This is a genomic window from Serratia sp. BNK-23 (assembly GCF_047456145.1).
Classification (GTDB): domain Bacteria; phylum Pseudomonadota; class Gammaproteobacteria; order Enterobacterales; family Enterobacteriaceae; genus Serratia; species Serratia nematodiphila.
Map to the genome: position 1 here is coordinate 2,056,653 of NZ_CP179900.1, position 22,712 is coordinate 2,079,364.

Here is a 22,712-nt window from a genome sequence, read left to right on the forward strand (position 1 = left end):
TGATACTTCACGAACGCGAGATTTATTTTAGTGAGTGAAAAAATATTTTTTGTGACGCTGCTCCGCTATTGAATGCTCGGAGAAATCTTAGCTGTCGCAGACGATATGGCGTGGCGTCACCCTAAACCGCCGTTGAAAAAGCCGCTTTGTCCCCCAGAAAAATCCTGATACAGTAATTTCCTCTTTCATCACTAAGGAGTGAAGGGCCTCAGCCCTCCCTATGGACTGTCACCGAAGTAACTGTTTTTCCAGGTTTCACCCGCCACCTGCTGGCGTTGCATATGTTGTTCGGCCCTTCGGCCATCTCCCGGTAATCCCATCCCGTCACTTTGCTATTGTCGACTGCGCCCATGCAGCGGCGGCATCGTCACGTCTGAGCGGCGTGCGCTCATTCCCACTTTTCTCTGGAGTCTGATATGGAATTTTTAATGGACCCCTCTATTTGGGCGGGGTTGCTTACGCTGGTGGTGCTGGAAATCGTGCTGGGCATCGACAACCTGGTATTCATCGCCATTTTGGCCGACAAACTGCCGCCTAAGCAGCGCGATAAGGCGCGCATCATCGGCCTGTCGCTGGCATTGCTGATGCGTTTGGGTCTGCTGTCGGTGATCTCCTGGATGGTAACCCTGACCACGCCGCTGTTCAGCGTCGGCGATTTCAGCTTCTCCGGCCGCGATCTTATCCTGCTGTTCGGCGGGGTATTCCTGCTGTTCAAGGCCACCATGGAGCTGCATGAACGGCTGGAAGGGCAGACGCACCAGGATGGCGCCAACCGCGGTTACGCCAAGTTCTGGGCGGTGGTGGTGCAAATCGTGATCCTTGACGCGGTGTTCTCGCTTGATGCGGTGATCACCGCCGTGGGCATGGTGAACGATCTGCCGGTGATGATGGCGGCGGTGGTGATCGCGATGGCGGTGATGCTGCTGGCATCCAAGCCGTTGACCAACTTCGTCAACGCGCACCCGACCATTGTGGTGCTGTGCCTGAGCTTCCTGTTGATGATCGGTCTGAGCCTGATCGCCGAAGGCTTCGGCTTGCATATTCCTAAAGGCTATCTGTACGCCGCGATCGGCTTCTCGATCCTGATTGAATTGTTCAACCAGATCGCGCGCCGCAACTTTATCAAGCATCAGGCGCGTCGCCCGATGCGCGAGCGCACCGCGGAAGCGATCATGCGCCTGATGGGGCAGCAGCGCGCACAGCAGCCTGACGACGCGGTGGCGTTGCCGAGGGATGAAACCTTTGCGGCGGAAGAGCGTTATATGATCAGCGGTGTGCTGACGCTGGCCTCGCGCTCATTGCGCAGCGTGATGACGCCGCGCACTGACATCTCCTGGGTCGACTGCGAGCGCTCCCGTGAGGAGGTGCGTGCACAGTTGCTGGATACGCCGCACAGCCTGTTCCCGGTGTGTCGCGACTCTGTGGATGAGATCGTCGGCGTGGTACGCGCCAAGGATCTGCTGGTGGCGCTGGAGCAAGGGGAAGATATCGCCGAGTTTGCCGCCCGCACGCCGCCGATCGTGGTGCCGGAAACCATGGATGTCATCAAGCTGCTGGCGGTGCTGCGCCGCGCCAAAGGGCGCCTGGTGGTGGTCACCAACGAGTTCGGCGTGGTGCAGGGGCTGGTGACGCCGCTGGATGTGCTGGAAGCGATTGCCGGCGAGTTCCCGGACGAAGATGAAACGCCGGACATCGTGGCGGAAGGCGACGGCTGGCTGGTCAAAGGCGGGACCGACCTGCACTCGCTGGAACAGGCGCTGGCCTGCGATGACCTGGTCAGCCCAACCGCAGACTACGCCACTCTGGCGGGGCTGCTGTTAGCCCACTACGGCCAGATGCCGGTAGTGGGGGACACCATTGAACTGAACCACCTACGTTTCGATATCGTCGAGGTCTCCGACTATCGCATTGAGTTGGTGCGTGTCACCCGCGTCGTCTTCGACGAACCGGCGCATTCGTAACCCACCCGCCGGAGGCTCAGGCCTCCGGCGTATTCTCTTCTGTTTTCCTGACGCGCGATTCGTACTGCTGCAACCACAGCGGGAAAACGTGGATCGGCATCGGCTTGGCGAAATAATACCCCTGCAGGGCATTGACCTCACGCGAGCGCAGATAGTCGGCCTGTTCCGCCGTTTCTACCCCTTCAGCCACCAGCTTCAGCTTCAGCCGCTGCGCCAGCGTAATGATGGTATCGGTCACCGTGGCGTTGACCGCGTCGGTACCGATGGCCGCGGTAAACCCGCGGTCGATCTTTAACACGTCCGGGCTAAGGTTCTTCAGGTAGCTCAGCGAGCTGTGGCCGGTGCCGAAATCGTCGATGGCCAGCATGATCCCCATGTCTTTCAGCGTCCGGATCTGGTCATGCTGGATCGCCGACAGCGCGGTGCGTTCGGTCAGCTCCAGCATCAGTGACGGCATCGGATGCGCCGGTAGCCAAATCCGACGGATATCGTCGATGATGTTGAGCGTTTTAAAGTGTTCGGCGGCGACGTTGATGCTGATGTAGAACGACGGTCGCGGCGGGAACAGCTGCAGATTTTCCGTCACGGTGTTCATCAGATAACGGGTCAGCGGAATGATCAGCTCATGCTGCTCGGCCAGCGGAATAAACACGTCGGGGGAGATCCACCCTTGCCGCTTCTTTTTCCAGCGCAGCAGCATCTCAACGCCGGCGCAGCGCCCGGTGTCGCTATGGATGATGGGCTGGCAATAGACGCGGAACTCGCGATGGGTGATGGCATGGCCGATGTGATAAGACAGGCTCATGCGGTTAGCGGTGAGCAGATAGACCACATAGGCGGCCAACAGGCTGATCAGCAGCGCGAGCGGGATATGGCGCGGCAGTGCGGAAAGCGCCAGCATGCCGATCTGCGGGCCGAACAGCGAAATCGAGAACGGGTATAGCGCAGAGCCGGCGGTGTAGCGCAGATCGTTGGTCAGGGTGTCACGGCTCAGGATTTCGCGTCGGCCGTATTCCAGGCTGCTGTCAGCCACGTTCAGCACCACGCGCTGAACGTAAGGCTCCTGCGGCTCGAGTAAAAAGTTGGACAGCAGCTCGATATTAAACACGTGCAGCACGCCGCTGGTTTTATCGTGGGGGGATGGCGTCCACATCACCAGCGTGGGCAGGCCTTTGCTCACCGCCAGCGAGGGGCGCAGCGCCAGCCTGGCGTTGCTGTTGACGAAGGTCGGCATTACCGCGGCCAGCTGATAATGACGGGAACCAAACAGGCTGGAGCAGTAAATAATGCCGTTTTTTACCAGCAACATGGCGCGTAGCGCCTGATTCTGCGCGGCGCGAAAGCGCAGGGTCGACGAAACGTTCTCGCAGGGCTGGTCCAGCATGTCCATGCTGCGCTCCGCCTGCAGCTGAGCCGGCGTCAACAACTGGTTGAGCTTGCCGACGGTGCGGGTGGCCAATGTCTGTTGGCTCAGCTCGATACTTTTGACCTCTTGATAGTAACGGGTATACAGCGATACCAACAGAATAGCCGCGCCCACCGCTCCGGCCAGCAGCCAACGGTAATAACGATATCGGGACGCGGCGAGGTGGGTCATCAACATCCGGTAAATCCTTGTTCGGTAATCCAGCCCCGAGTCACGGTCAGGTCATAGATCCTTAAGTTGCGCTCGGCTAATTCTAGCCTGAGGTTATACAAGATTGATGGTAACTCAGTAAATTATTTCGATTTGGCAAAACAGAAGGTCAATTTGCAGGCTAACCACCGGATCGATGAGAGAAATGCAGGATTTTTTCTGGTGACATTGTCACAAAAAGCGGCCAGTGAATTGATTACCCATAAAAAACCCCGCCGGGTGGCGGGGTTGTCTGTCAGTCGCATTGCACCTTGATTGCCAGGCCGCCGCGTGACGTTTCGCGGTACTTGGCGTTCATGTCTTTGCCGGTTTCGTACATGGTCTCGATCACCTTATCCAGCGAAACGCGCGGCTCGCTGGTGCGGCGCAGGGCCATGCGGGCGGCGTTGATCGCCTTGACCGAGGCGATGGCGTTGCGCTCGATGCACGGCACCTGCACCTGGCCGGCGACCGGGTCACAGGTCAGACCCAGGTTGTGTTCCATGCCGATCTCCGCCGCCACACAGACCTGCTCAGGGCTGCCGCCCAGCAGTTCGGCCAGACCGGCCGCCGCCATGGAGCAGGCAACGCCGACTTCACCCTGGCAACCGACTTCGGCGCCGGAGATGGAGGCGTTCATCTTGTACAACGCGCCGATCGCACCCGCCGCCATAAAGTAGCGGATGTAGATATCCGGGCTGACGGACTCGATGAAGTGATCGTAGTAAGCCAGCACCGCAGGCACGATGCCGCAGGCGCCGTTGGTCGGCGCAGTGACCACGCGGCCGCCGGCGGCGTTTTCTTCGTTAACCGCCAGCGCGAACATGTTGACCCAGTCGATCACGTTCATCGGATCGCTGGACAGTTTGTCCGACGCCACCAGCATGCGTCGCAGCGCGGAGGCCCGGCGCGGTACGCGCAGCGGCCCCGGCAGTACGCCTTCGGTGTTCAGACCGCGGTCGATACAGGCGCGCATGGTTTGCCAGACGTTGCCGAAGTAGGTCTCGATCTCTTGCTTACTGTGCAGCGCCAGTTCGTTCTGCATCACCATGCCGGACAGCGACAGGCCGGTCTCGCGGCAGTGGTCGAGCATTTCGCGCGCGGAGTTGAACGGATATGGCATTTGCAGTTCTTGCTCGGCGGCCTTGCCGAAATTCTCCTCGTCGACGATGAAACCGCCGCCGATAGAGTAATAGGTCTTGCTGTACACTTCTTTATCGCCGGCGAAGGCGTGGATCTGCATGCCGTTTTCGTGCAGCGGCAGGTTGTCGCTGCGGAAGACCATGCCGCCGTCGCGTGGGAAATCGACTTCATGCAGGCCGTTGGCCAGCATCAGGCGTTGACGTTGTTCTACATCGCGAATAAAACCCGGAATGCTATCGATATCGACGGTGTCCGGCATGTTGCCGGCCAGGCCGAGAATGATGGCGATATCGGTATGGTGACCTTTGCCGGTCAATGAGAGTGAGCCGTAAACGTCTACGGCAACACGCGTGATAGAAGGCATCAGGCCTTTATTTACCAGATCGTCGACAAACTGTTTGCCGGCTTTCATCGGTCCAACCGTATGAGAGCTGGACGGGCCGATGCCGATCTTAAACATGTCGAAAACGCTAATCACGCTAAAACTCCTTAAAGAGACGTATTGTTATGGCTGCGGCGGTCAAAAACCGCGCAGGGAACAGCGATATTGTAAAAGGGCCGTGCGGGTTCGGCTGCCTTTTTCGCATGAAATTAAATAATCCGTGGTGTCGCTTTTTTTACTGATTACCCGGGGCGAACCCTTGTGCGGGGTATCCGCTTTCGCCCAAGCTCCATTAGCGGTAATCGCGCCAGCTTTCCGTGCTGAACGCCGCCGGCTTAATCCCTGTTTCTACAGTGGTTTATCTCGGACGGTGGTATTTTACAGGTATTTCGTAAGGTTTAAGAGAGGGTTTACAGTTTTTTTAAAACCATTCAAACGGAACGGTAGTTGAAAAAGCGATCAAATGAAGTGATAGCGATCGCTTTACCCGCCGCGGAGGTCGGCAACCGTGCCAGATTGCGAGTCAGATCACGTAATGCGGGCTAAATACTGACCTGTTGCGCCAGGCGCCGAATGATGGCGGCGGTCAGCCCCCAGATAAACTGGCTGTGATACCAGGAGAGGTAGATGCGGTGCGTATGGCCGGCGCGATGAATATCCAGCGGATAGTAACGCGACAGGGTCAGCGCTTCCCGCAGGGGCATCTCGAACACGTCCGCCACTTCGCCTTCATTGGCGTGGAACTGCACGTCCGGCGGGATGAGGCCGACGATAGGGGTAACCTGAAATCCGGTGCTGCTGTCGAGCGGCGCCATTTGGCCGAGGACAGTCACCGCTTGCGGCGGTATCGCCACTTCTTCCTGCGCTTCTCGCAGCGCCGTGACGATCGCCGATCCGTCTTCTGCGTCGGTTTTGCCGCCGGGGAAGGCCACTTGACCGGCATGTTTGCGCAGCGAGTCGGCACGGCGGGTCAACAGCAGCGTCGGCTCGGCGCGGCAGACGATCGGGATCAGCACCGCCGCCGGGCGCACATGGTGCGAAATCTGCGTCGCCTGTGGCAGCTGCAGTTGAAAACGGCTGATAAAGGCGTGCAGTGAGGCCGGTGAGTTCGATGGGATCACGACAGGGCATACTCCCCTAGCTGCGGCAAAATGCGGCCGACCTTGTCGAAGGTCTCCTGGTATTCCGCCTGCTCCTGGCTGTCCGCCACGATGCCGCCGCCGGCGGAGCAGTGGATGCGACCGTTTTCGGTGACGAGCGTGCGAATGGTGATATTGGTGTCCATGGTGCCGCAGGCGCTCAGGTAACCGATGCTGCCGCAATAGGCATTGCGGCGCTGCGGCTCCAACTCTTCGATGATTTCCATCGCGCGCACCTTGGGCGCGCCGGTGATCGAACCGCCGGGGAAGCAGGCGCGCAGCAGTTCGGCCGCCGAGGTATGGTTTGGCAGGGTCGCGGTGATGGTGCTCACCAGGTGATGCACGGCGGGGAACGGCTCCACGGCGAACAGTTCCGGCACCCGTACGCTGCCAGGCTGGGCGACGCGGCCGATATCGTTGCGCAGCAGATCGACGATCATCAGATTTTCAGCGCGATCCTTGGGTGAATCGGCCAAACGGCGAGCCTGCGCAGCGTCCTGTTCCGCGTCCGCCAGCCGCGGCAGCGTGCCCTTGATCGGGCGGGTTTGGATACGCTGCTGCTCCAGCCACAGGAAGCGCTCGGGAGAGACGCTCAGTACGCTGTTGTGCGGCAAGCGCAGGAAGGCCGAGAACGGCGCGCGGTTGCAGGCGCTCAGGCGGCAGAACGCCTGCCATTCATCCCCCTGATAGTCGGCGGAGAATCGTTGTGCCAGATTAATTTGGTAACAGTCGCCGCTGCGCAGGTAGTGCTGAATACGTTGGAATTTCTCGCCGTATTGTCGCCGGCTCATATTGGCGCGCCAGTCGCTCAGCAGCGTGAAAGGGCGTTCTGTAGGTGCGGTTTGGCTATTGAGCCAGCGCCAGCGCTGCTCCACATCGCCATAGCTGAGCAGCGTCAGGGTTTGCAATTGGTGGTCGGCGATCGCTGCCCAGTCATAAATGCCCACTGCCATATCCGGCAAAGCGAGATCGGCTTCGGCCAACTGCGGCAGGGTTTCCACCCGGCGCCCAAGATCGTAGCCGAACAGTCCCAGAGCTCCGCCCTGAAACGGCAGGTCCGGATTAAACGCCGGCTGCCAGCCTTGCGTCGCCAGTTGCTGCTGCAGCAAGGAGAACGGATCTTCCTGCGACTGAATGGTGACGCCGTCACTTTCGATTTGCGTGTCGGCACCCCGGGTGGTGAGTGTCACGCGCGGTTGTGCGACCAGGATATCGAAGCGGTTGTGCGAATGGTCGGCAAAGCCCGAATGCAGCAGCATCGCCCAAGGCTGCGATGAAAGCGGGGCGAAAAGCGTCATCAGGGCACGGCGGCTGTAGGGCAAAGATTTTATGTTTGGGGCGGTTACGCTCATGAACGTCAATAAACCTGGCTGTGAGGACGGCGATATCTGGCGGCTAGTGTGCCATAGACAGCCACGTCATGCATGTTTTGCCATGCACGACATGAAGCACAGTTCACATAAACAGCAGCTCAACAAACCTTAAATAAGGCATTTTTTGCGCCATTGATTATACTTCGATATGTTAAAAATTTAACGTCAAATGCACTGGAAGCCTATTCATCGAGGGCGCAATACCCGAGAAATATAAAAAAAGATTCGTTAATTTCATAAATTTATTATTTCTGCTTGTTATTAGAAGCGGGGGAGATGTTGCTATGCCCGATTTTAGCAACGTCGCCGCCTTTTAGAATTAATGGCTTAATTACTCAGCGCTTTTCTGGCGCGGGTTTGAGAAAGAAAGGCCAGTTCGGTTCCATTAGCCAGCGCGGGAATTTGCAGTGTTTCACGCCTATCCCAAGCCTACGCAGGCCGAATGAGTCTTTTAGAAAAATAAAATTATTATTTTGTTACATTATCATTGAAGAGCTGACTATGTCGTTAATGCTGAGCGTGATCGTCCCGATGCACAATGCGGGGGAATTATTGGAGCCTTTCCTGGCCTCGCTGCTGGCCCAGCGCGAGCAACGGTTGGAGGTGATCATCGTCAACGATGGTTCCACTGACGGTTCAGGAGAGATCGCGCACCGTTACGCGGCGGTACATCCGCATATTCGTGTGATCGATCAGGCCAATGGCGGCGTTTCTAACGCGCGTAATGCCGGGCTTGCCGTTGCCCAAGGCAAATATGTGGCGTTTCCCGATGCCGACGACTTGCTGGCGCCGGAGATGTATTCCACGCTGCTGGAACAGGCGGAAAAACACCAATTAGACGTGATGCAATGTAATGGCGAGCGCTATTTCACCAGCCAAGATGAATTGCAGCCGATTTTTCCCGAGGCGCGTTTGCGTACCACCGATGTGATCAGTGGCGTGCAGTGGTTTGAACGTGCGCTGAAATCGCGAAAGTTTATTCACGTTGTATGGCTGGCAATATATCGCCTCGACTTTATTCGCCAGCATCGGCTTTATTTCGAGCCGGGGTTACATCACCAGGATATTCCCTGGACGACAGAAGTCATGTTTAATGCCAAACGGGTCAAATATTTAAGTACGCCGCTGTACCGTCAACGGGTGCACGACAAGTCGATCAGTAATCGTCGTCGCATCGGTAAGGCGAACGTGGAGTATCAACGCCACTATATGAAAATCGTCGACATGCTGGAGCGGCTCAACCAGCGCTATGCGGGCACTATCGTCATTCGTCCGGCTTTCCATTGGCAAATCACCCGCGAAGCGCTGGGCATTTGCCACAGCATTCGTCGCGAGCCGGAACCGGCCGCTCAGAGTCAGATCACCGAAGAGTTCTATCAGCGCGGTATCGACAGAGCGATGTTCGCCAATGCGCGCGGCCTGAAGCAGGGGTGGCATGTCATGCTGTGGCGGCATCGCCTGAAGCAGTGGCGCAACGATAACGGCTGTTCGCAACCGGCCTGACGCACCAGACGTTGGGATCCGCCGCGTTAGCGCGTATACTCCTTCTCCCTTTTGCCGGAGAGAACGACACATGCATGCAGGTATGCCATTACTGAATCACGCGGAGCAGCAGGAAGCGGCGGATCGCATCCATCAACTGATGGAGCAGGGCATGAGCAGCGGTGAGGCCATTGCTCGCGTTGCGCAGGAAATTCGCGAGAAGCATCAGGGTGCTCAGGTTGCGGTATTGTTCGATGACGAAGACGAGCAACATGAGGCCGCACCGGAGGCGTCGCGGGATGACGATGCTGAAGAAGACGAAGACTATTGACGTTATCGGGGCCGCGCAAGCGGCCCCGTGAGTATCAGCCGTTGACCGTCACGGCGGCGGCGGCTTGTTTCGCTTGCTCCACCGCCAGTTCCGTCGTGTTCGCCGTCGCCAGCGCTACGCCCAAACGACGTTGCCCGGCGATCTCCGGTTTGCCGAACAGGCGCAGCTGGTTGTGCCCGTGCAGCGCATTTTCCAGTCCGCTGAAACGCACATCGCTGCTGGTGAGCTGCGGCAGGATCACCGCCGAAGCGGAAGGGCCGAACTGGCGGATGGCGCCAATCGGCAACCCGAGAAACGCGCGAACGTGCAGGGCGAACTCGGACAGATCCTGTGAGATCAACGTAACCATGCCGGTATCGTGCGGCCGCGGAGACACTTCGCTGAAGATCACATCGTCGCCGCAGACGAACAGCTCCACGCCGAACAGGCCGAACCCGCCCAGGGCTTTCACCACCTTCTCCGCAATAGCCTGAGCACGGCTCAACGCCGTGGCTGACATGCGCTGCGGTTGCCAGGATTCGCGATAATCTCCGTCTTCCTGACGATGGCCGATCGGCTCGCAGAAATGTACGCCGTCCACGGCGCTGATGGTCAGCAACGTAATTTCAAAATCAAATCTTACCAACCCTTCGACGATCACCCGGCCGCCGCCGGCGCGTCCACCCTGTTGCGCGTAATCCCAGGCGCTTTGCAGCTGCTCAGGCGCGCGGATCAGGCTTTGTCCTTTGCCGGAAGAACTCATCACCGGTTTGACGATGCACGGGTAGCCGATGTGCTCGACCGCCTGCCGGAAAGCCGCTTCGCTGTCGGCAAAGCGATAGCTGGAGGTGGGCAGGCCAAGTTCTTCCGCCGCCAGACGGCGGATGCCTTCGCGGTTCATGGTCAGGCGCGTGGCTTCGGCGCAGGGCACCACGCGGTGGCCCTGACGTTCAAGTTCCACCAGCATGGCGGTGGCGATCGCTTCGATTTCGGGAACGATATAGTCCGGCCGCTCTTGTTCGATAACGGCTTTCAACGCGTCACCGTCCAGCATATTGATGACGTGACTGCGGTGCGCCACATGCATGGCGGGGGCGTCGGCATAGCGATCGACGGCGATCACTTCCAGACCGAGGCGCTGGCATTCAATGGCGACTTCTTTACCCAGCTCCCCGGAGCCGAGCAACATAACGCGGGTGGCGGAAGGGCGCAGGGCGGTTCCAATCGTTAACATAGTTTCGTACCTGGATCGGTGAAAGTAAGCGGATTGATGATCGGCGGGCAGTATATACGAAAACGATTGCGTTCACAGCCACCGCGCCAGGTTTGTTGCTAACTTACTGTTTTTATAACAAGCAGAAATATTTGCCCTGCCTGGGCGATTGTGCGTTAATAAGCGACGGCGAAAGAAGGCCTATATATAGCAAGGTTTTCGCGTCTCGTGCCGTCAAGGCAGGTTTATCAAGTAAAGGAAACACAAATGAGCAAGATCACTGGTCACGTTAAATGGTTCAACGAAAGCAAAGGTTTCGGCTTCATCACGCCTGCCGACGGCTCTAAAGACGTTTTCGTTCATTTTTCCGCTATCGTTAGCGATGGTTTCAAGACTCTGGCTGAAGGCCAGCAGGTTGAATTCTCCATCCAGGACAGCCAACGTGGCCCAGCTGCAGCCAACGTCGTTGCGATTTAACGACTGAGCCGCCAAGAAACCCGCCGCCGGCGGGTTTTTTTATGCCCGCAGCCCGTAACGCCGCCCATCTCTGTTATCATTTACCGCTGATTCGGCGCCAACCTGCGGGCGCGCCGCCATTCCATTCGTCATATAAGAGTTATCGCCGTGAGCACAGTTTCTTTTTCTTCCCTGCCTCTGCCAGCCGAACAGTTGGCCAACCTCAACGAACTGGGGTACGCCAAAATGACGCCGGTGCAGGCCGCCGCGTTGCCCGCTATCCTGCAAGGGCGAGACGTGCGCGCCAAGGCGAAAACCGGCAGCGGCAAAACGGCGGCATTCGGCATTGGCTTGCTGAATAACATCGTCGTTACTCAGGTTGCCACGCAGGCGCTGGTGCTCTGCCCCACTCGCGAGTTGGCCGATCAGGTGAGCAAAGAGCTGCGTCGCCTGGCGCGTTTCACGCAAAACATCAAAATTCTGACGCTGTGCGGTGGCCAACCGATGGGGCCGCAGCTCGACTCGCTGGTGCACGCGCCACACATCGTGGTGGGGACGCCGGGGCGCATTCAGGAGCATCTGCGCAAGAAAACGCTGCTGCTGGACGAGCTGAAGGTGTTGGTGCTGGATGAGGCCGACCGCATGTTGGATATGGGTTTCGCTGACGATATCGACGATGTGATCAGCTACACGCCGCCGCAGCGTCAGACGCTGTTGTTTTCCGCCACTTATCCGGCGGGCATCGAACGCATCAGCGAGCGTGTTCAACGCCAGCCGCTGAGCGTCGAGGTGGACGATGGCGAAGCGCAGACCGCTATCGAACAACGCTTTTATGAGACCACGCGCGATCAGCGCCCAGCGCTGCTGGTGTCGGCCATTCGCTATCATCAACCCGCGTCCTGCGTGGTGTTCTGCAATACCAAGCGCGATTGTCAGACAGTGCTTGAGGCCCTGGAGGCCCGCGGCATCAGCGCGCTGGCGCTGCATGGCGATCTGGAGCAGCGCGACCGCGATCAGGTGTTGGTGCGCTTCGCCAATCGCAGTTGCCGAGTGTTGGTGGCGACCGACGTCGCCGCTCGCGGGCTGGACATCAAAGAGCTGGAGCTGGTGGTTAACTACGAACTGGCGTTCGATCCCGAAGTGCATGTGCACCGTATCGGCCGCACCGGCCGCGCCGGCATGAGCGGGCTGGCGATCAGCCTGTGCACGCCGCAGGAGATGGCGCGGGCGCATGCGATTGAAGACTACCTGCAGATGACCGTCGATTGGGCGCCGGTGTCCGAGCTGAGCGGAGCGGCCAACGGCTCGCTGGAGGCAGAGATGGTGACGCTGTGCATCGACGGCGGCCGCAAGGCGAAGATCCGTCCCGGCGATATCCTTGGCGCGCTGACCGGCGATGCCGGGCTGACGGCGGCGGAAGTGGGCAAGATCGACATGTTCCCGGTGCATGCCTACGTCGCGATCCGTAAAGCCAGCGCGCGCAAGGCGTTGCAACAGCTGCAACAGGGCAAAATCAAAGGCAAGAGCTGCAAGGTGCGGCTGCTGAAATAAGCCGAAGGCGGGCGGCGGTTTGCCCTCCCGCCATTATCTATTTATACTGTATGTAATTACAGTTATTTGAGTATTTGAGGACGCACGCATGGCGGTTGAAGTTAAATATGTGGTGGTGAGAAACGGTGAGGAAAAAATGACTTTCGCGAGCAAGAAAGAAGCCGACGCCTACGACAAAATGCTGGATCTGGCGGATAACCTCGGAGAGTGGCTGCAACAGGCGCCGCTGAACCTGGACGACGAACAGCGAGAAGGGCTGAGCTTCTTCCTGGCAGAGAATAAAGATGCGCTGGGTCTGATTCTGCGCGGCGCTTCACCGGCGGAAACCCTCAAGAAACCGGCGGAAGCGAAAGCGAAAAAAGCGGCCTCTAACTCAAAAGAGGGATCTGCGTCAGAAAAGCAAGCGGCATAATGACTTATGTTGCGGTGTTGTGATGAAAAAGGATCTAAAATGAGCCGTGAAATAACTTTCTTCAGCCGCTTTGAGCAAGATATTCTGGCCGGGCGCAAAACCATCACCATTCGGGATGCCAGTGAGTCGCACTTCGAACCGGGCGAGGTATTGCGCGTAAGCCGCAATGAAGACGGCGTATTTTTCTGCTTTATCGAAGTGCTGTCGGTAACGCCGGTGCGCCTGGACGCGCTGACTGAACGCCACGCACAGCAGGAGAACATGTCGCTCGGCGAATTGAAGCAGGTGATCAAGGAAATCTATCCGGGCCTGGATGCGCTGTTTGTCATCGAGTTCGTCAAACGGTAAACCCTTTGCCGAAGCCCTGTTGTGAGCCAGGGATGGGCGCCCGGATAGCGCTAATCACAATGGGAGGAGATATGAAAAAAACGGGTTTGGCTATCGCCTTGTTGGCCATGATGGGAGCATCGACTGCGGTGTGGGCGCAGGATCACGAGCAGCGCGCCGCCAAGGTGGGGCAGTGTGCGGGTCTGCAGCCGGCGGATATCGCCGCCCAGGTCAAGCGCGACTTCTTGCAGAACCGCATCACGCGCTGGGAATCGGACAAAAAGCTGCTGGGTACCGCCACCCCGATCGCCTGGGTCAGCCCGGATGCCATCACCGGCAAGGATCAGGTATGGCAGGTGCCGTTGACGGTGCGTGGCACCAAGGCAGATAAAACCTACAACGTGACGCTTGACTGCAACACCGGCGAAATCGCCTACAGCGCGCCGCAGTAACGCTTTTTGGCAATAAAAAGCCCGCCGAGCGGCGGGCTTGATGTCCCCAGACGGCGTCAGTCGCTGAACGGTATTACCAACTCACCCGGTTTCACTTCCAATCCCTTCGCCAGTTTTTTCGCCAGCGCTTCGGTTTTGCTGTTGTCAGGATTCAGCACATAAGCCGGCTTTTGGTCGAAGTAAGACTTCAGTGACTGGTTCAGATATGGCGTCAGCGCTTTCATCACCGTCTGCATTTTTTCCGGCTGCACGCTGTAATCGGTCAGTTCCATGTCTTTCAGGTAAATGGCGCCCTGTGCGCGGTCGTAAACCGGCTGCGCTTTCAGCGTCAGCTTCAGATCCGCCGCCTGCGGGCCGAGAATCGACGTGATGTTGACCTTGGCGTCGCCGGAAAGGGTGACTTTACCCGGCTCGCTGCGGCCGATCTGGCTTTGCAGCTGCGTCAGCACGATGTTGGCGTCCACCAGGCCGGGCACGCCGATCTGCTTCTGATAGTCGTTATGTTTCTGCAGGTAATCATTCACTTCCTGCTCGCTCAGGGTGTACTGGGTCAGTTGATTGCAACCGGCCAATACGCCGGCGAACAGCAGGGCGGCTGCGCCCATCAGGATCTTCTTCATTAATGCCTCATTGCGACTGCTGGCGAAAAGTGCTGCAGATAATTGATTAATCATTATAAACGTTCCGCCTGCGCGTGAAAACGGCAGGCGGCGATGTGCAGAGGATAGTGCGCGCAAAAACGGGCGACACCTATCGGATAACGCCGAAAGCGTCAGCGCCGCAATCGCAGCGCCAGGAGGATCACGCCGGCCAGGCAGGCCGCGGCCCCCAACAGCGGGAACAGCGGAATGCCCCACAACTGCAGTGAGGAGTGCATCAGATAAGGCGCCAGGCCCAGGGCGAAAGCGGCGGTGACAATGGCGATAGCCAGGGTGACGGCGGCGCGTTCCAGCGCTTTGCTCAACTGGCCGAGATTACTGACGTTGATATCGGCATTGAGCTGCCCGCGTTTTAGGCGGCGCACCAACAGCCGCAGGGTTTGCGGCAGTTCTTCCCCGGCGTCGAGCGCTTCCCCGCCCAGGGCCAATAACCGCTGGCGCACGGCGTCAGGGGCATAGCGTTGCAGCACCGTTTGTTGCAGCATCGGTTTGAGCGTGGCGACGATGTCGAAGGCAGGATCCAATCGGTGCAGCACGCCGTCGGCGGTGATTAACGCCTTGAACAGCAGCACCAGATCGGGCGGCAGCGCCAACTGGTGTTCACGCGCCATCACCAGCAGGTCGGTCAGAGCCTTGCCCAACGTCAGGGTGGCGGCGGCCTGTTTGTCGAGAAAGTTTTGCGCCGCCAGCTCCAGATCCATCAGATCCAGCGGTTCGCTGTCCGACCAGGCGATCAGCGTGTTGACGATGCCTTCGGACTGACGATCGGCAATGGCCTGCAGCAGCAGAAGCAACTGATTGCGCCGCCGCTCAGACAGTTGGCCCACCATGCCGAAGTCGATAAAGCCGACGCGGTCACCGCTCAGCGCCATGACGTTGCCGGGGTGAGGATCGGCGTGATACAACCGATGCTCCAGCACCATGCTCATAAAGGCGCGCGCGCCGCGTTGCGCCAGCAGTGGGCCGTCAAAGCCCGCCGCCGCCAATTGCTGAGGGTTCTCCGGCGCGGTGCCGGGCAAGTACTCCTGCACTAACAGGCGCGGGGAAGACCATTGCCAATAGATTTTCGGCACGACCACATCGGGTTCATGCGCGAACATCCCGGCGACGCGATCGCAGTTATGCCCTTCGTGAGTCAAATCCAGCTCATGATTCAGCGCCGTCGCCAGCGCTCTGACCATCTGCCGCGGCCGATAGCGCGCCAACGCGGGGCTCTGCTGCTCCACGGTTTCCGCCAGCGAGGCCAGCAGCCGCAGATCGGCGTGGATGGTTTTCGCCAAACCGGGCCGCAGCACTTTCACCACCACCTGTTCGCCGCTGTGCAAGCGGGCGCGGTAAATTTGCGCCATCGATGCTGCGGCCAGCGGCGTGCGATCGAATTCGGCAAACTGCTGCTCGGGCTCGCCCCCCAGATCGGCGATGATTTGCGGCGCCAGCGTTTCCCATGGCAACACCGCTGCCTGGCTGTGCAGGCGATCCAGTTCGTTGGTCCAGGCCGGATCCAGAAGATCAGAACGCGTGGCCAGGATTTGGCCGAATTTGACGAAGGTCGGGCCCAGCGCCTCGAGCGCTTCGCGCAGCCGCTCGGGCAGGGTTTGTGCGTCCTGTTGGGCGGATCCAGCGCGGGCGCCGCGCAGCAAAGCCCCCAGGCCCAGCAGACGCAGAACGTCTTGCAGGCCGTAACGAATCAGAACAGAGGTAATTTCCTTCAGCCGCGCCCGATCGCGAGCGGTGGCGAGCACCATTTTCAGCATCAGTACGCCCTATCCTTTGGGTTATTCAAACGTTATTGTTCCATGTCCAGCAGCAACGGCACCTCGCAGCGCTGCGCCATGCGGTTGCGGTAGGTTTCCACGTTCTCCGGCAGCGCAACCCCGGCGACGATCGACAACGAGCGCAGCAGCGGGAACAGGTGGATATCGTCCTCGGACAGTTCGCCGTTTACCGCTTCGGCGGAGACGATCAGCGGTGACAGGGTTTGCAGATCGGCCTCCAGCTGGGCGATCAGATCGGCGCTGTTGGCGAGATGCTCGGCGAAATCACCGATTGACCCCTGCTTTTTATCGATAAAATAACGGCGGGCGCTGTCGGTGGCGAACTCTTCGAAATCGGCATGCGCAATACGCGGCAACAGCAATTTTGCGCTGTACCCGCCGACCCGCTGCAGCCACTCGGCAATGGCCGGGTTGGTGCGGCCGGTCAGCACCGGCTTGCCGTCCAGGTTATCGACATAGCGCACGATATCCAGGCTTTCCGGCATCGCTTCGCCGTTGTCTTTGACCAGGATAGGCACCATTTTTTGGCCGATCAGGTTGAACGGAGTCGTCTCATCGTCGTTGAGCAACGTGACCAGGCGAATCGGCAGACGTTTCAGGCCAAAAATCATGCGGGCTTTAACGCAGAATGGGCAATGATCGTAAATGAACAGTTTCATGCTTGCTCCGGGTTGTCAGGTTTTAACAGCAATAGTTACCACAGCTTATCGAGGCTGTCTTGACGTGCGTGTGTTGGATGGTGCGTTATTGCGATATTGCCCGCGCACCGGCGCGGGCTAGGGGGCGTTATTTCTTGGCCGGTACCGAGTTGAGCACATCGATCAGGTGAATGCGAGCTTCTTCCAGGTCGATTTTGTCACGTTCGTTGGCGGCGGTGACGACCTGCAGCTGTTTGATAATATCGTTTTTCAGGCCGGCGTCGCTGGCGAGGATATGGGCCAGGGCCTTTTCCACCAGGGTGGAACGCGCATAAATCATGCGCAAGTTCAGTATCATATGTTCGAGTAGTTGCGGTAATTTTGCTTCTTCGCTCATGCCGACGGGCTCCTGTGGGGGTTTTTACTAACAGGATAGCAGCTGTTGCCGATTCGGCCGGATTTCTATGGCGTTAACCGCCGCGCAGCATCATCGATGCACTGCGTCGCGGGCTGAACTGCCAGTACAGCGCCAGCAACGTAGCGAAGCCCACTGCCCCAAGCAGCAACCAGGGTAGCACCGGCATGTTCATCGTGCGTCCGGTATCGTACATCCAGCCGCCGCCGGTGTAACCTAACGCGCCACCCAGCGCCAGACCAAGGCGGCTAAAGCCCATATAGCTGCCACGCGCACGTGGATCGGCCAGCGAAGCGCTCAGCGTCTCGCGCGCCGGTTCGGCGATGATCGAACCCAGGTAGAAACAGCAGATCAGCGTGAACACGCCTTGCAGGCTGCTGGCGAGGCCGATCGGCAGCAGGCTGAGCGTCATCAGCAGCAGGCCCGCCATCAGGCGCTGCTCAAGCCGGAAGTGTTTTTCTCCCCAACGCGCCAGCGGATAGAGCAGCGACAACGACAGCGCCGCTTCAATCGCATACATCCATTTCACCGCCGCCGGTGAGCCGGCGATTTCATTGACCACGATCGGCAGCATCAGCATCACCTGTACCGCCAGCATATAGTAGCCGGTCAGCGTCAGGACATAGGTGAGGAAGCGGCGATCGCGCACGACCCGCAGCATGCCTTCTTTCATCGGCACGCGCACGGTTGAGATGCGGTAAGCCGGCAGTAGCCAGGCGTTCCAGCCGGCGGCCAGCACGAAGATCGCCGCCCCGACCCAGCAGACAAAGTGGAAGTCGTACTGCAGCAGCCAACTGCCGATCAGCGCGCCGACGACCGCGCCGGCGCTGTCCTGCATCATCAGCAGCGAGAAAAAGCGGCCGCGTTCGTGCGGGCGGGTCAGCTTAATCACCAAAGCGGTGCGCGGCGGATCGAACAGCGTGCCGCCGAGGGCGGACAGTGCGCAAGAGAACCACAGGATCCAGGGGGCATCGGCCATCGCCATGGTGGCGAAACCGGCGGCGCGCAGCAACATGCCCGTGACGATCATCGGCTTGGCGCCGAAGCGATCGGCGATGGCGCCGCCAAAGATGCCGAGCCCTTGTTGCAGCAGCTGACGCAAACCCAGCGCGATGCCGACGATCAGCGCCGCCCATCCCAATTGATCGACGAAGCGGATCGAAATAAGCGGAAAAACGACAAAGAAGCCTAAAACCACCAGCAGGTTGTCGAGCAATAGAAAATATTTACCCAAGCTGCGCGCTTGCGACACCAGAGACATGCTTCACCATGAGCAATTAAAGACAGAGGGGAGAACAACGCTTCCATTCTCTACCCAATTGCCGGACGGCGACAGGGGGCGTGTAGATAATATTTTTTTATCGTCAAGGTGTTATCTGTACTGCAAAATGGGCGGAAAAATGCCGTAAAACGCGTATTCGGCGATTTACTGAGCGACCGAGGTTTTACCTCGGGGGCGGGCTACGGTTATATTGAATGCAGGGAAGTGCGGTTCTGAAGCGCTATTGGCAAAATAAAATCATGCCATCAGATCGGCATCGGATGATTATCCACGCGGCTTCCCAATAAATACTTCTTATCGAACCGTTTTGACTGCGGGGGAAATGATGTTCGGCTACCGCTCTGCATCGCCAAAAGTACGTCTTACTACCGACCGGATGGTGGTCCGTTTAGTGCATGAACGGGATGCCTATCGTCTGGCGGATTATTATGCCGAGAACCGAGCCTTTCTCAAACCCTGGGAGCCGGTGCGCGACGAAAGCCATTGTTATCCTTCCGGCTGGCAGGCGCGTCTGGGGATGATCGCTGAAATGCAAAAGCAGGGCAGCGCCTACTATTTTATCCTGCTCGATCCAGAAGAGCAGGAAGTGCGCGGCGTGGCGAACTTCAGCAACGTGCTGCGCGGTTCGTTTCACGCCTGTTTCCTCGGTTATTCGCTGGGGGAGAAATGGCAGGGACAGGGGCTGATGTTCGAAGCCTTGCAGTCCGCCATCCGCTATATGCTGCGCCAACAGCGCATGCACCGCATCATGGCCAACTATATGCCGCACAACCAGCGCAGTGGCGCATTGCTGACGCGTCTGGGATTCGAACGCGAAGGTTACGCCAAGGATTACCTGCTGATCGACGGCCAGTGGCAAGACCACGTTTTGACGGCATACACCAATAAAGAGTGGCTACCCCCACGTTGAGGCCAAACGATGAAATATGAATTGAACGCCAAAGAGGCTCGGGTTATCGGCTGCCTGTTGGAAAAACAGGTCACGACCCCGGATCAATACCCGCTTTCGCTGAATGCTATTACGCTGGCATGTAACCAAAAAACCAACCGTGAACCGGTGATGGATCTGAGCGAAAGCGAAGTGCAGCAGCTGCTCGATCTGTTGCTGCGCAAACATTTCCTGCGCACCCTCAGCGGATTCGGCAACCGGGTAGTGAAGTACGAACAGCGGTTTTGCAACTCCGAGTTCGGCCAACTGAAACTTACGCCCGCCGAACTGGCGGTGATCGCCACCTTACTGCTGCGCGGCGCGCAAACGCCCGGCGAGCTGCGCACCCGTACCAATCGGATGCACGAGTTCAGTGATGTCAACGAGGTCGAACAGGTGTTGCAACAGTTGGCCACGCGAGAAGATGGCCCGTTCGTGGTGCGCCTGGCGCGTGAGCCGGGCAAGCGCGAAAGCCGATTCATGCATCTGTTCAGCGGCCAGATTGATGAAGCGCCGGCGGCGGCGTTCGAATCCGAGTTCGACGGCGAACTGAGCGCCAGGGTTAGCGCATTGGAAAGCGAAGTGGCGGAACTGAAACGGCAGTTGCAACATCTGTTGGTGAGGGATGCGAATGACTAAATTGCGTGTAGGCGTGGTGGGATTGGGCAGTATCGCGCAGAAGGCTTATCTGCCAATCCTCGGCCAGGCGGCGGATTGGACGCTGGTGGGCGGTTTTTCGCCCAATCAGCAAAAAGCGCAGCCGCTGTGCGACAGCTACCGCATGGCCTGTTTCTCCCGGCTGGACAGCCTGGCCGAACAGTGCGACGCGGTCTTTGTTCACAGCAGCACCGCCAGCCATTTTTCAGTAATAGGCGAGCTGCTGAACCGCGGCGTGCACGTTTACGTCGATAAACCGCTGGCGGAGACGCTGGAGCAGGGCGAGCAGTTGCTTGAGCTGGCCGAGCGGCGAGGCAAAACGTTGATGGTGGGGTTCAACCGGCGTTTCGCGCCGCTTTACCGGCAGCTCAAGCAGCAAATGAACCAGCCGGCCTCCATTCGCATGGATAAACATCGGGCGGACAGCGTCGGCCCGCACGATCTGCGTTTTACCCTGTTGGATGATTACCTGCACGTGGTGGACACGGCGCTGTGGCTGGCGGGCGGCGGCGAGCAACTGCTGAGCGGCAGCGTGCGCACCAACGCCGCAGGCGAAATGCTGTACGCCGAGCATCACTTCGCCTGCGGCGATACGCAGGTGACGACCAGCATGCATCGCCGCGGCGGCAGCCAGCGCGAAAGCGTGCAGGCGGTGACAGACGGCGCGCTGTATCAGTTGACCGATATGCGCCACTGGCTGCGTGAAGATGCGCAGGGCGAGTTGGAACAACCGGTGCCGGGCTGGCAAAGCACGCTGGTGCAACGCGGCTTCGACGGTGCGGTGCGGCATTTCCTTGATGCCGTCGCCAATCAGAGCGCGCCGGAAACCGGCGGCGAACAGGCGCTGCTTGCCCAGCGGGTGGTCGAGCGTTTGCTGCGGGATAACTCTATGTAACATCTGGCGGTAGCTATTCTTTTCCGGATGCGTAAACTGAGCCGATTGTTTCACTGACGCCTGCTGTTGCAGGCGTTGATATTTACGGTACCTATCAGACAACCACATGAACCTACTCAAATCCTTGGCTGCCGTCAGCTCGATGACGATGTTTTCGCGGGTGTTGGGCTTTGCCCGCGATGCGATCGTCGCGCGGGTGTTCGGGGCCGGCATGGCAACGGACGCCTTCTTCGTGGCGTTCAAACTCCCGAATCTGTTACGCCGTATCTTTGCCGAAGGGGCATTTTCGCAGGCCTTCGTGCCGATCCTGGCCGAATACAAAAGCCAGCAGGGCGACGAGGCGACACGCACTTTTATCGCCTATGTCTCCGGGCTGCTGACGCTGGTGCTGGCGGTGGTGACGGTACTGGGGATGTTGGCCGCGCCCTGGGTTATCTATCTCACCGCGCCGGGCTTTACCGATACGCCCGACAAGTTTGCCCTGACGTCGGCGCTGCTGCGCATCACATTCCCCTATATTCTGTTGATCTCGCTGGCGTCGCTGGTGGGGGCGATCCTCAATACCTGGAACCGCTTCTCGATCCCGGCCTTTGCGCCAACGCTGCTTAACGTCAGCATGATTGGCTTCGCGCTGTTCGCCGCGCCGTATTTCCACCCGCCGGTGCTGGCGCTGGCGTGGGCGGTGGTAGTGGGCGGCGTACTGCAATTGGGCTACCAGCTGCCGCACCTGCGCAAGATCGGCATGCTGGTGCTGCCGCGCATCAAATTGGGCGATGCCGGAGTCTGGCGGGTAATGCGTCAGATGGGGCCGGCGATCCTTGGGGTGTCGGTCAGCCAAATCTCGCTGATCATCAATACTATCTTCGCATCGTTCCTGGTATCCGGCTCGGTGTCCTGGATGTACTACGCCGACCGCCTGATGGAATTTCCTTCCGGCGTGTTGGGCGTGGCATTGGGTACCATCCTGCTGCCGTCGCTGGCCAAAAGCTTCTCGAGCGGCAACCACGATGAGTATTCGCGCCTGATGGATTGGGGGCTGCGCCTGTGTTTCCTGCTGGCGCTGCCGAGCGCCATCGCGCTGGGCATTTTGGCCAAACCGTTGACCGTCTCGCTGTTCCAGTACGGCAAGTTCAGCGCCTTTGACGCGGCGATGACGCAACGCGCGCTGGTGGCTTACTCGGTAGGGCTGATGGGGCTGATCGTGGTTAAAGTGCTGGCGCCGGGCTTCTATTCGCGGCAGGACATCAAAACGCCGGTCAAGATCGCTATCATCACGCTGATCATGACGCAGGTGATGAACCTGGCGTTTATTGGTCCGCTGAAGCATGCCGGCCTGGCGCTGTCGATCGGCTTGGCGGCTTGCCTGAACGCCTCGCTGCTGTATTGGCAGCTGCGCAAGCAGAAGATCTTCCAGCCACAGCCGGGTTGGGCGCTGTTCCTCACTAAGCTGGTGATCGCCGTGCTGGCGATGTCGGCGGTGCTGATTGGCGTGATGTGGCTGATGCCGGCCTGGGATCAGGGCAATATGCTGGAACGTTTGCTGCGTTTGGCGGCGGTGGTGGTGGCCGGTGTGGTGGCCTACTTTGGCGTGCTGGCCGGGTTGGGCTTCCGCCCGCGTGATTTTGCGCGCCGCGTCGCCTGAGCCGA

General features: G+C 58.9%; 22 protein-coding genes. 12 read left to right on the forward strand and 10 right to left on the reverse strand.

Going from position 1 to position 22,712, the window contains the following annotated elements; all coding sequences use genetic code 11:
* Positions 1 to 416: 416 nt before the first annotated feature.
* Positions 417 to 1,961 (forward strand): TerC family protein, encoded by a 1,545-nt coding sequence (locus ACMGF9_RS09735; RefSeq protein WP_015378155.1) that lies wholly within the window; start codon positions 417 to 419, stop codon positions 1,959 to 1,961.
* 16 nt (positions 1,962 to 1,977) lie between these two features.
* Here the strand turns inward: ACMGF9_RS09735 and ACMGF9_RS09740 are convergent, their stop codons facing one another.
* The 4 genes from ACMGF9_RS09740 to pabB all read right to left on the reverse strand — a co-directional run bounded on the left by ACMGF9_RS09740 (position 1,978) and on the right by pabB (position 7,592).
* On the reverse strand, positions 1,978 to 3,564 hold the full coding sequence (locus ACMGF9_RS09740) for an EAL domain-containing protein (RefSeq protein WP_004927593.1): 1,587 nt from the start codon (positions 3,562 to 3,564) through the stop codon (positions 1,978 to 1,980).
* 268 nt (positions 3,565 to 3,832) lie between these two features.
* Positions 3,833 to 5,197 (reverse strand): L-serine ammonia-lyase, encoded by a 1,365-nt coding sequence (gene sdaA / locus ACMGF9_RS09745; RefSeq protein ID WP_004927589.1) that lies wholly within the window; start codon positions 5,195 to 5,197, stop codon positions 3,833 to 3,835.
* Between the two features lie 446 nt (positions 5,198 to 5,643).
* Positions 5,644 to 6,222: a CoA pyrophosphatase gene (locus ACMGF9_RS09750; protein WP_004927587.1), complete on the reverse strand. Its 579-nt coding sequence runs from the start codon at positions 6,220 to 6,222 to the stop codon at positions 5,644 to 5,646.
* A complete protein-coding gene (pabB, locus tag ACMGF9_RS09755; protein ID WP_088382063.1) occupies positions 6,219 to 7,592 on the reverse strand; it encodes an aminodeoxychorismate synthase component 1 in 1,374 nt (457 codons plus the stop codon). The genes ACMGF9_RS09750 and pabB overlap by 4 nt, the downstream gene beginning before the upstream one ends.
* A gap of 522 nt (positions 7,593 to 8,114) precedes the next feature.
* Here pabB and ACMGF9_RS09760 point away from each other — a divergent pair.
* On the forward strand, positions 8,115 to 9,116 hold the full coding sequence (locus ACMGF9_RS09760) for a glycosyltransferase (protein WP_118891959.1): 1,002 nt from the start codon (positions 8,115 to 8,117) through the stop codon (positions 9,114 to 9,116).
* A gap of 70 nt (positions 9,117 to 9,186) precedes the next feature.
* Positions 9,187 to 9,426 carry a YoaH family protein gene (locus ACMGF9_RS09765; RefSeq protein WP_015378151.1) on the forward strand — a complete coding sequence of 80 codons (240 nt, stop codon included), beginning with the start codon at positions 9,187 to 9,189 and terminating at the stop codon, positions 9,424 to 9,426.
* 34 nt (positions 9,427 to 9,460) lie between these two features.
* On the opposite strand, the gene purT is transcribed toward ACMGF9_RS09765, so the two are convergent.
* Positions 9,461 to 10,639, reverse strand: coding sequence for a formate-dependent phosphoribosylglycinamide formyltransferase (gene purT / locus ACMGF9_RS09770; protein WP_075684559.1), 1,179 nt, complete (start codon positions 10,637 to 10,639; stop codon positions 9,461 to 9,463).
* 246 nt (positions 10,640 to 10,885) lie between these two features.
* Here purT and cspC point away from each other — a divergent pair, with 246 nt between their 5' ends.
* The 5 genes from cspC (at position 10,886) to yebF (ending at position 13,816) form a co-directional block, all read left to right on the forward strand.
* Positions 10,886 to 11,095, forward strand: coding sequence for a cold shock-like protein CspC (gene cspC, locus ACMGF9_RS09775; protein ID WP_004927572.1), 210 nt, complete (start codon positions 10,886 to 10,888; stop codon positions 11,093 to 11,095).
* 147 nt (positions 11,096 to 11,242) lie between these two features.
* Positions 11,243 to 12,625, forward strand: coding sequence for an ATP-dependent RNA helicase DbpA (gene dbpA / locus ACMGF9_RS09780; RefSeq protein WP_004927569.1), 1,383 nt, complete (start codon positions 11,243 to 11,245; stop codon positions 12,623 to 12,625).
* Positions 12,626 to 12,713: 88 nt separating this feature from the next.
* Positions 12,714 to 13,037 carry a YebG family protein gene (locus tag ACMGF9_RS09785; RefSeq protein ID WP_004927565.1) on the forward strand — a complete coding sequence of 108 codons (324 nt, stop codon included), beginning with the start codon at positions 12,714 to 12,716 and terminating at the stop codon, positions 13,035 to 13,037.
* Positions 13,038 to 13,076: 39 nt separating this feature from the next.
* A complete protein-coding gene (gene yqfB, locus ACMGF9_RS09790; RefSeq protein ID WP_004927562.1) occupies positions 13,077 to 13,385 on the forward strand; it encodes a N(4)-acetylcytidine aminohydrolase in 309 nt (102 codons plus the stop codon).
* Between the two features lie 71 nt (positions 13,386 to 13,456).
* Positions 13,457 to 13,816 (forward strand): protein YebF, encoded by a 360-nt coding sequence (gene yebF / locus ACMGF9_RS09795; protein WP_060559770.1) that lies wholly within the window; start codon positions 13,457 to 13,459, stop codon positions 13,814 to 13,816.
* Between the two features lie 56 nt (positions 13,817 to 13,872).
* Here the strand turns inward: yebF and ACMGF9_RS09800 are convergent, their stop codons facing one another.
* The 5 genes from ACMGF9_RS09800 to mdtH all read right to left on the reverse strand — a co-directional run bounded on the left by ACMGF9_RS09800 (position 13,873) and on the right by mdtH (position 18,564).
* A complete protein-coding gene (locus ACMGF9_RS09800; RefSeq protein WP_004927555.1) occupies positions 13,873 to 14,436 on the reverse strand; it encodes a lipoprotein in 564 nt (187 codons plus the stop codon).
* 152 nt (positions 14,437 to 14,588) lie between these two features.
* The gene (locus ACMGF9_RS09805) at positions 14,589 to 16,229 is read right to left on the reverse strand and encodes an ABC1 kinase family protein (RefSeq protein WP_088381673.1); all 1,641 of its coding nucleotides are present in this window, start codon (positions 16,227 to 16,229) and stop codon (positions 14,589 to 14,591) included.
* Between the two features lie 32 nt (positions 16,230 to 16,261).
* Positions 16,262 to 16,909 carry a glutaredoxin 2 gene (grxB, locus tag ACMGF9_RS09810; RefSeq protein ID WP_015378146.1) on the reverse strand — a complete coding sequence of 216 codons (648 nt, stop codon included), beginning with the start codon at positions 16,907 to 16,909 and terminating at the stop codon, positions 16,262 to 16,264.
* A 127-nt stretch (positions 16,910 to 17,036) separates the two neighbouring features.
* Positions 17,037 to 17,285 carry a hypothetical protein gene (locus ACMGF9_RS09815; protein WP_004929632.1) on the reverse strand — a complete coding sequence of 83 codons (249 nt, stop codon included), beginning with the start codon at positions 17,283 to 17,285 and terminating at the stop codon, positions 17,037 to 17,039.
* A gap of 73 nt (positions 17,286 to 17,358) precedes the next feature.
* A complete protein-coding gene (gene mdtH, locus ACMGF9_RS09820) occupies positions 17,359 to 18,564 on the reverse strand; it encodes a multidrug efflux MFS transporter MdtH (RefSeq protein ID WP_088381672.1) in 1,206 nt (401 codons plus the stop codon).
* Positions 18,565 to 18,910: 346 nt separating this feature from the next.
* On the opposite strand from mdtH, the gene rimJ reads away from it, so the two are divergent.
* The 4 genes from rimJ (at position 18,911) to murJ (ending at position 22,707) form a co-directional block, all read left to right on the forward strand.
* Positions 18,911 to 19,495 (forward strand): ribosomal protein S5-alanine N-acetyltransferase, encoded by a 585-nt coding sequence (rimJ, locus tag ACMGF9_RS09825; protein ID WP_004929636.1) that lies wholly within the window; start codon positions 18,911 to 18,913, stop codon positions 19,493 to 19,495.
* Between the two features lie 9 nt (positions 19,496 to 19,504).
* Entirely contained in the window at positions 19,505 to 20,152 is a 648-nt protein-coding gene (locus tag ACMGF9_RS09830; protein WP_075684562.1) for a YceH family protein, read from the forward strand.
* Positions 20,145 to 21,065: a Gfo/Idh/MocA family protein gene (locus ACMGF9_RS09835; protein WP_004929639.1), complete on the forward strand. Its 921-nt coding sequence runs from the start codon at positions 20,145 to 20,147 to the stop codon at positions 21,063 to 21,065. The genes ACMGF9_RS09830 and ACMGF9_RS09835 overlap by 8 nt, the downstream gene beginning before the upstream one ends.
* A 106-nt stretch (positions 21,066 to 21,171) precedes the next feature.
* Positions 21,172 to 22,707, forward strand: coding sequence for a murein biosynthesis integral membrane protein MurJ (murJ, locus tag ACMGF9_RS09840; protein WP_015378142.1), 1,536 nt, complete (start codon positions 21,172 to 21,174; stop codon positions 22,705 to 22,707).
* Positions 22,708 to 22,712: the final 5 nt, after the last annotated feature.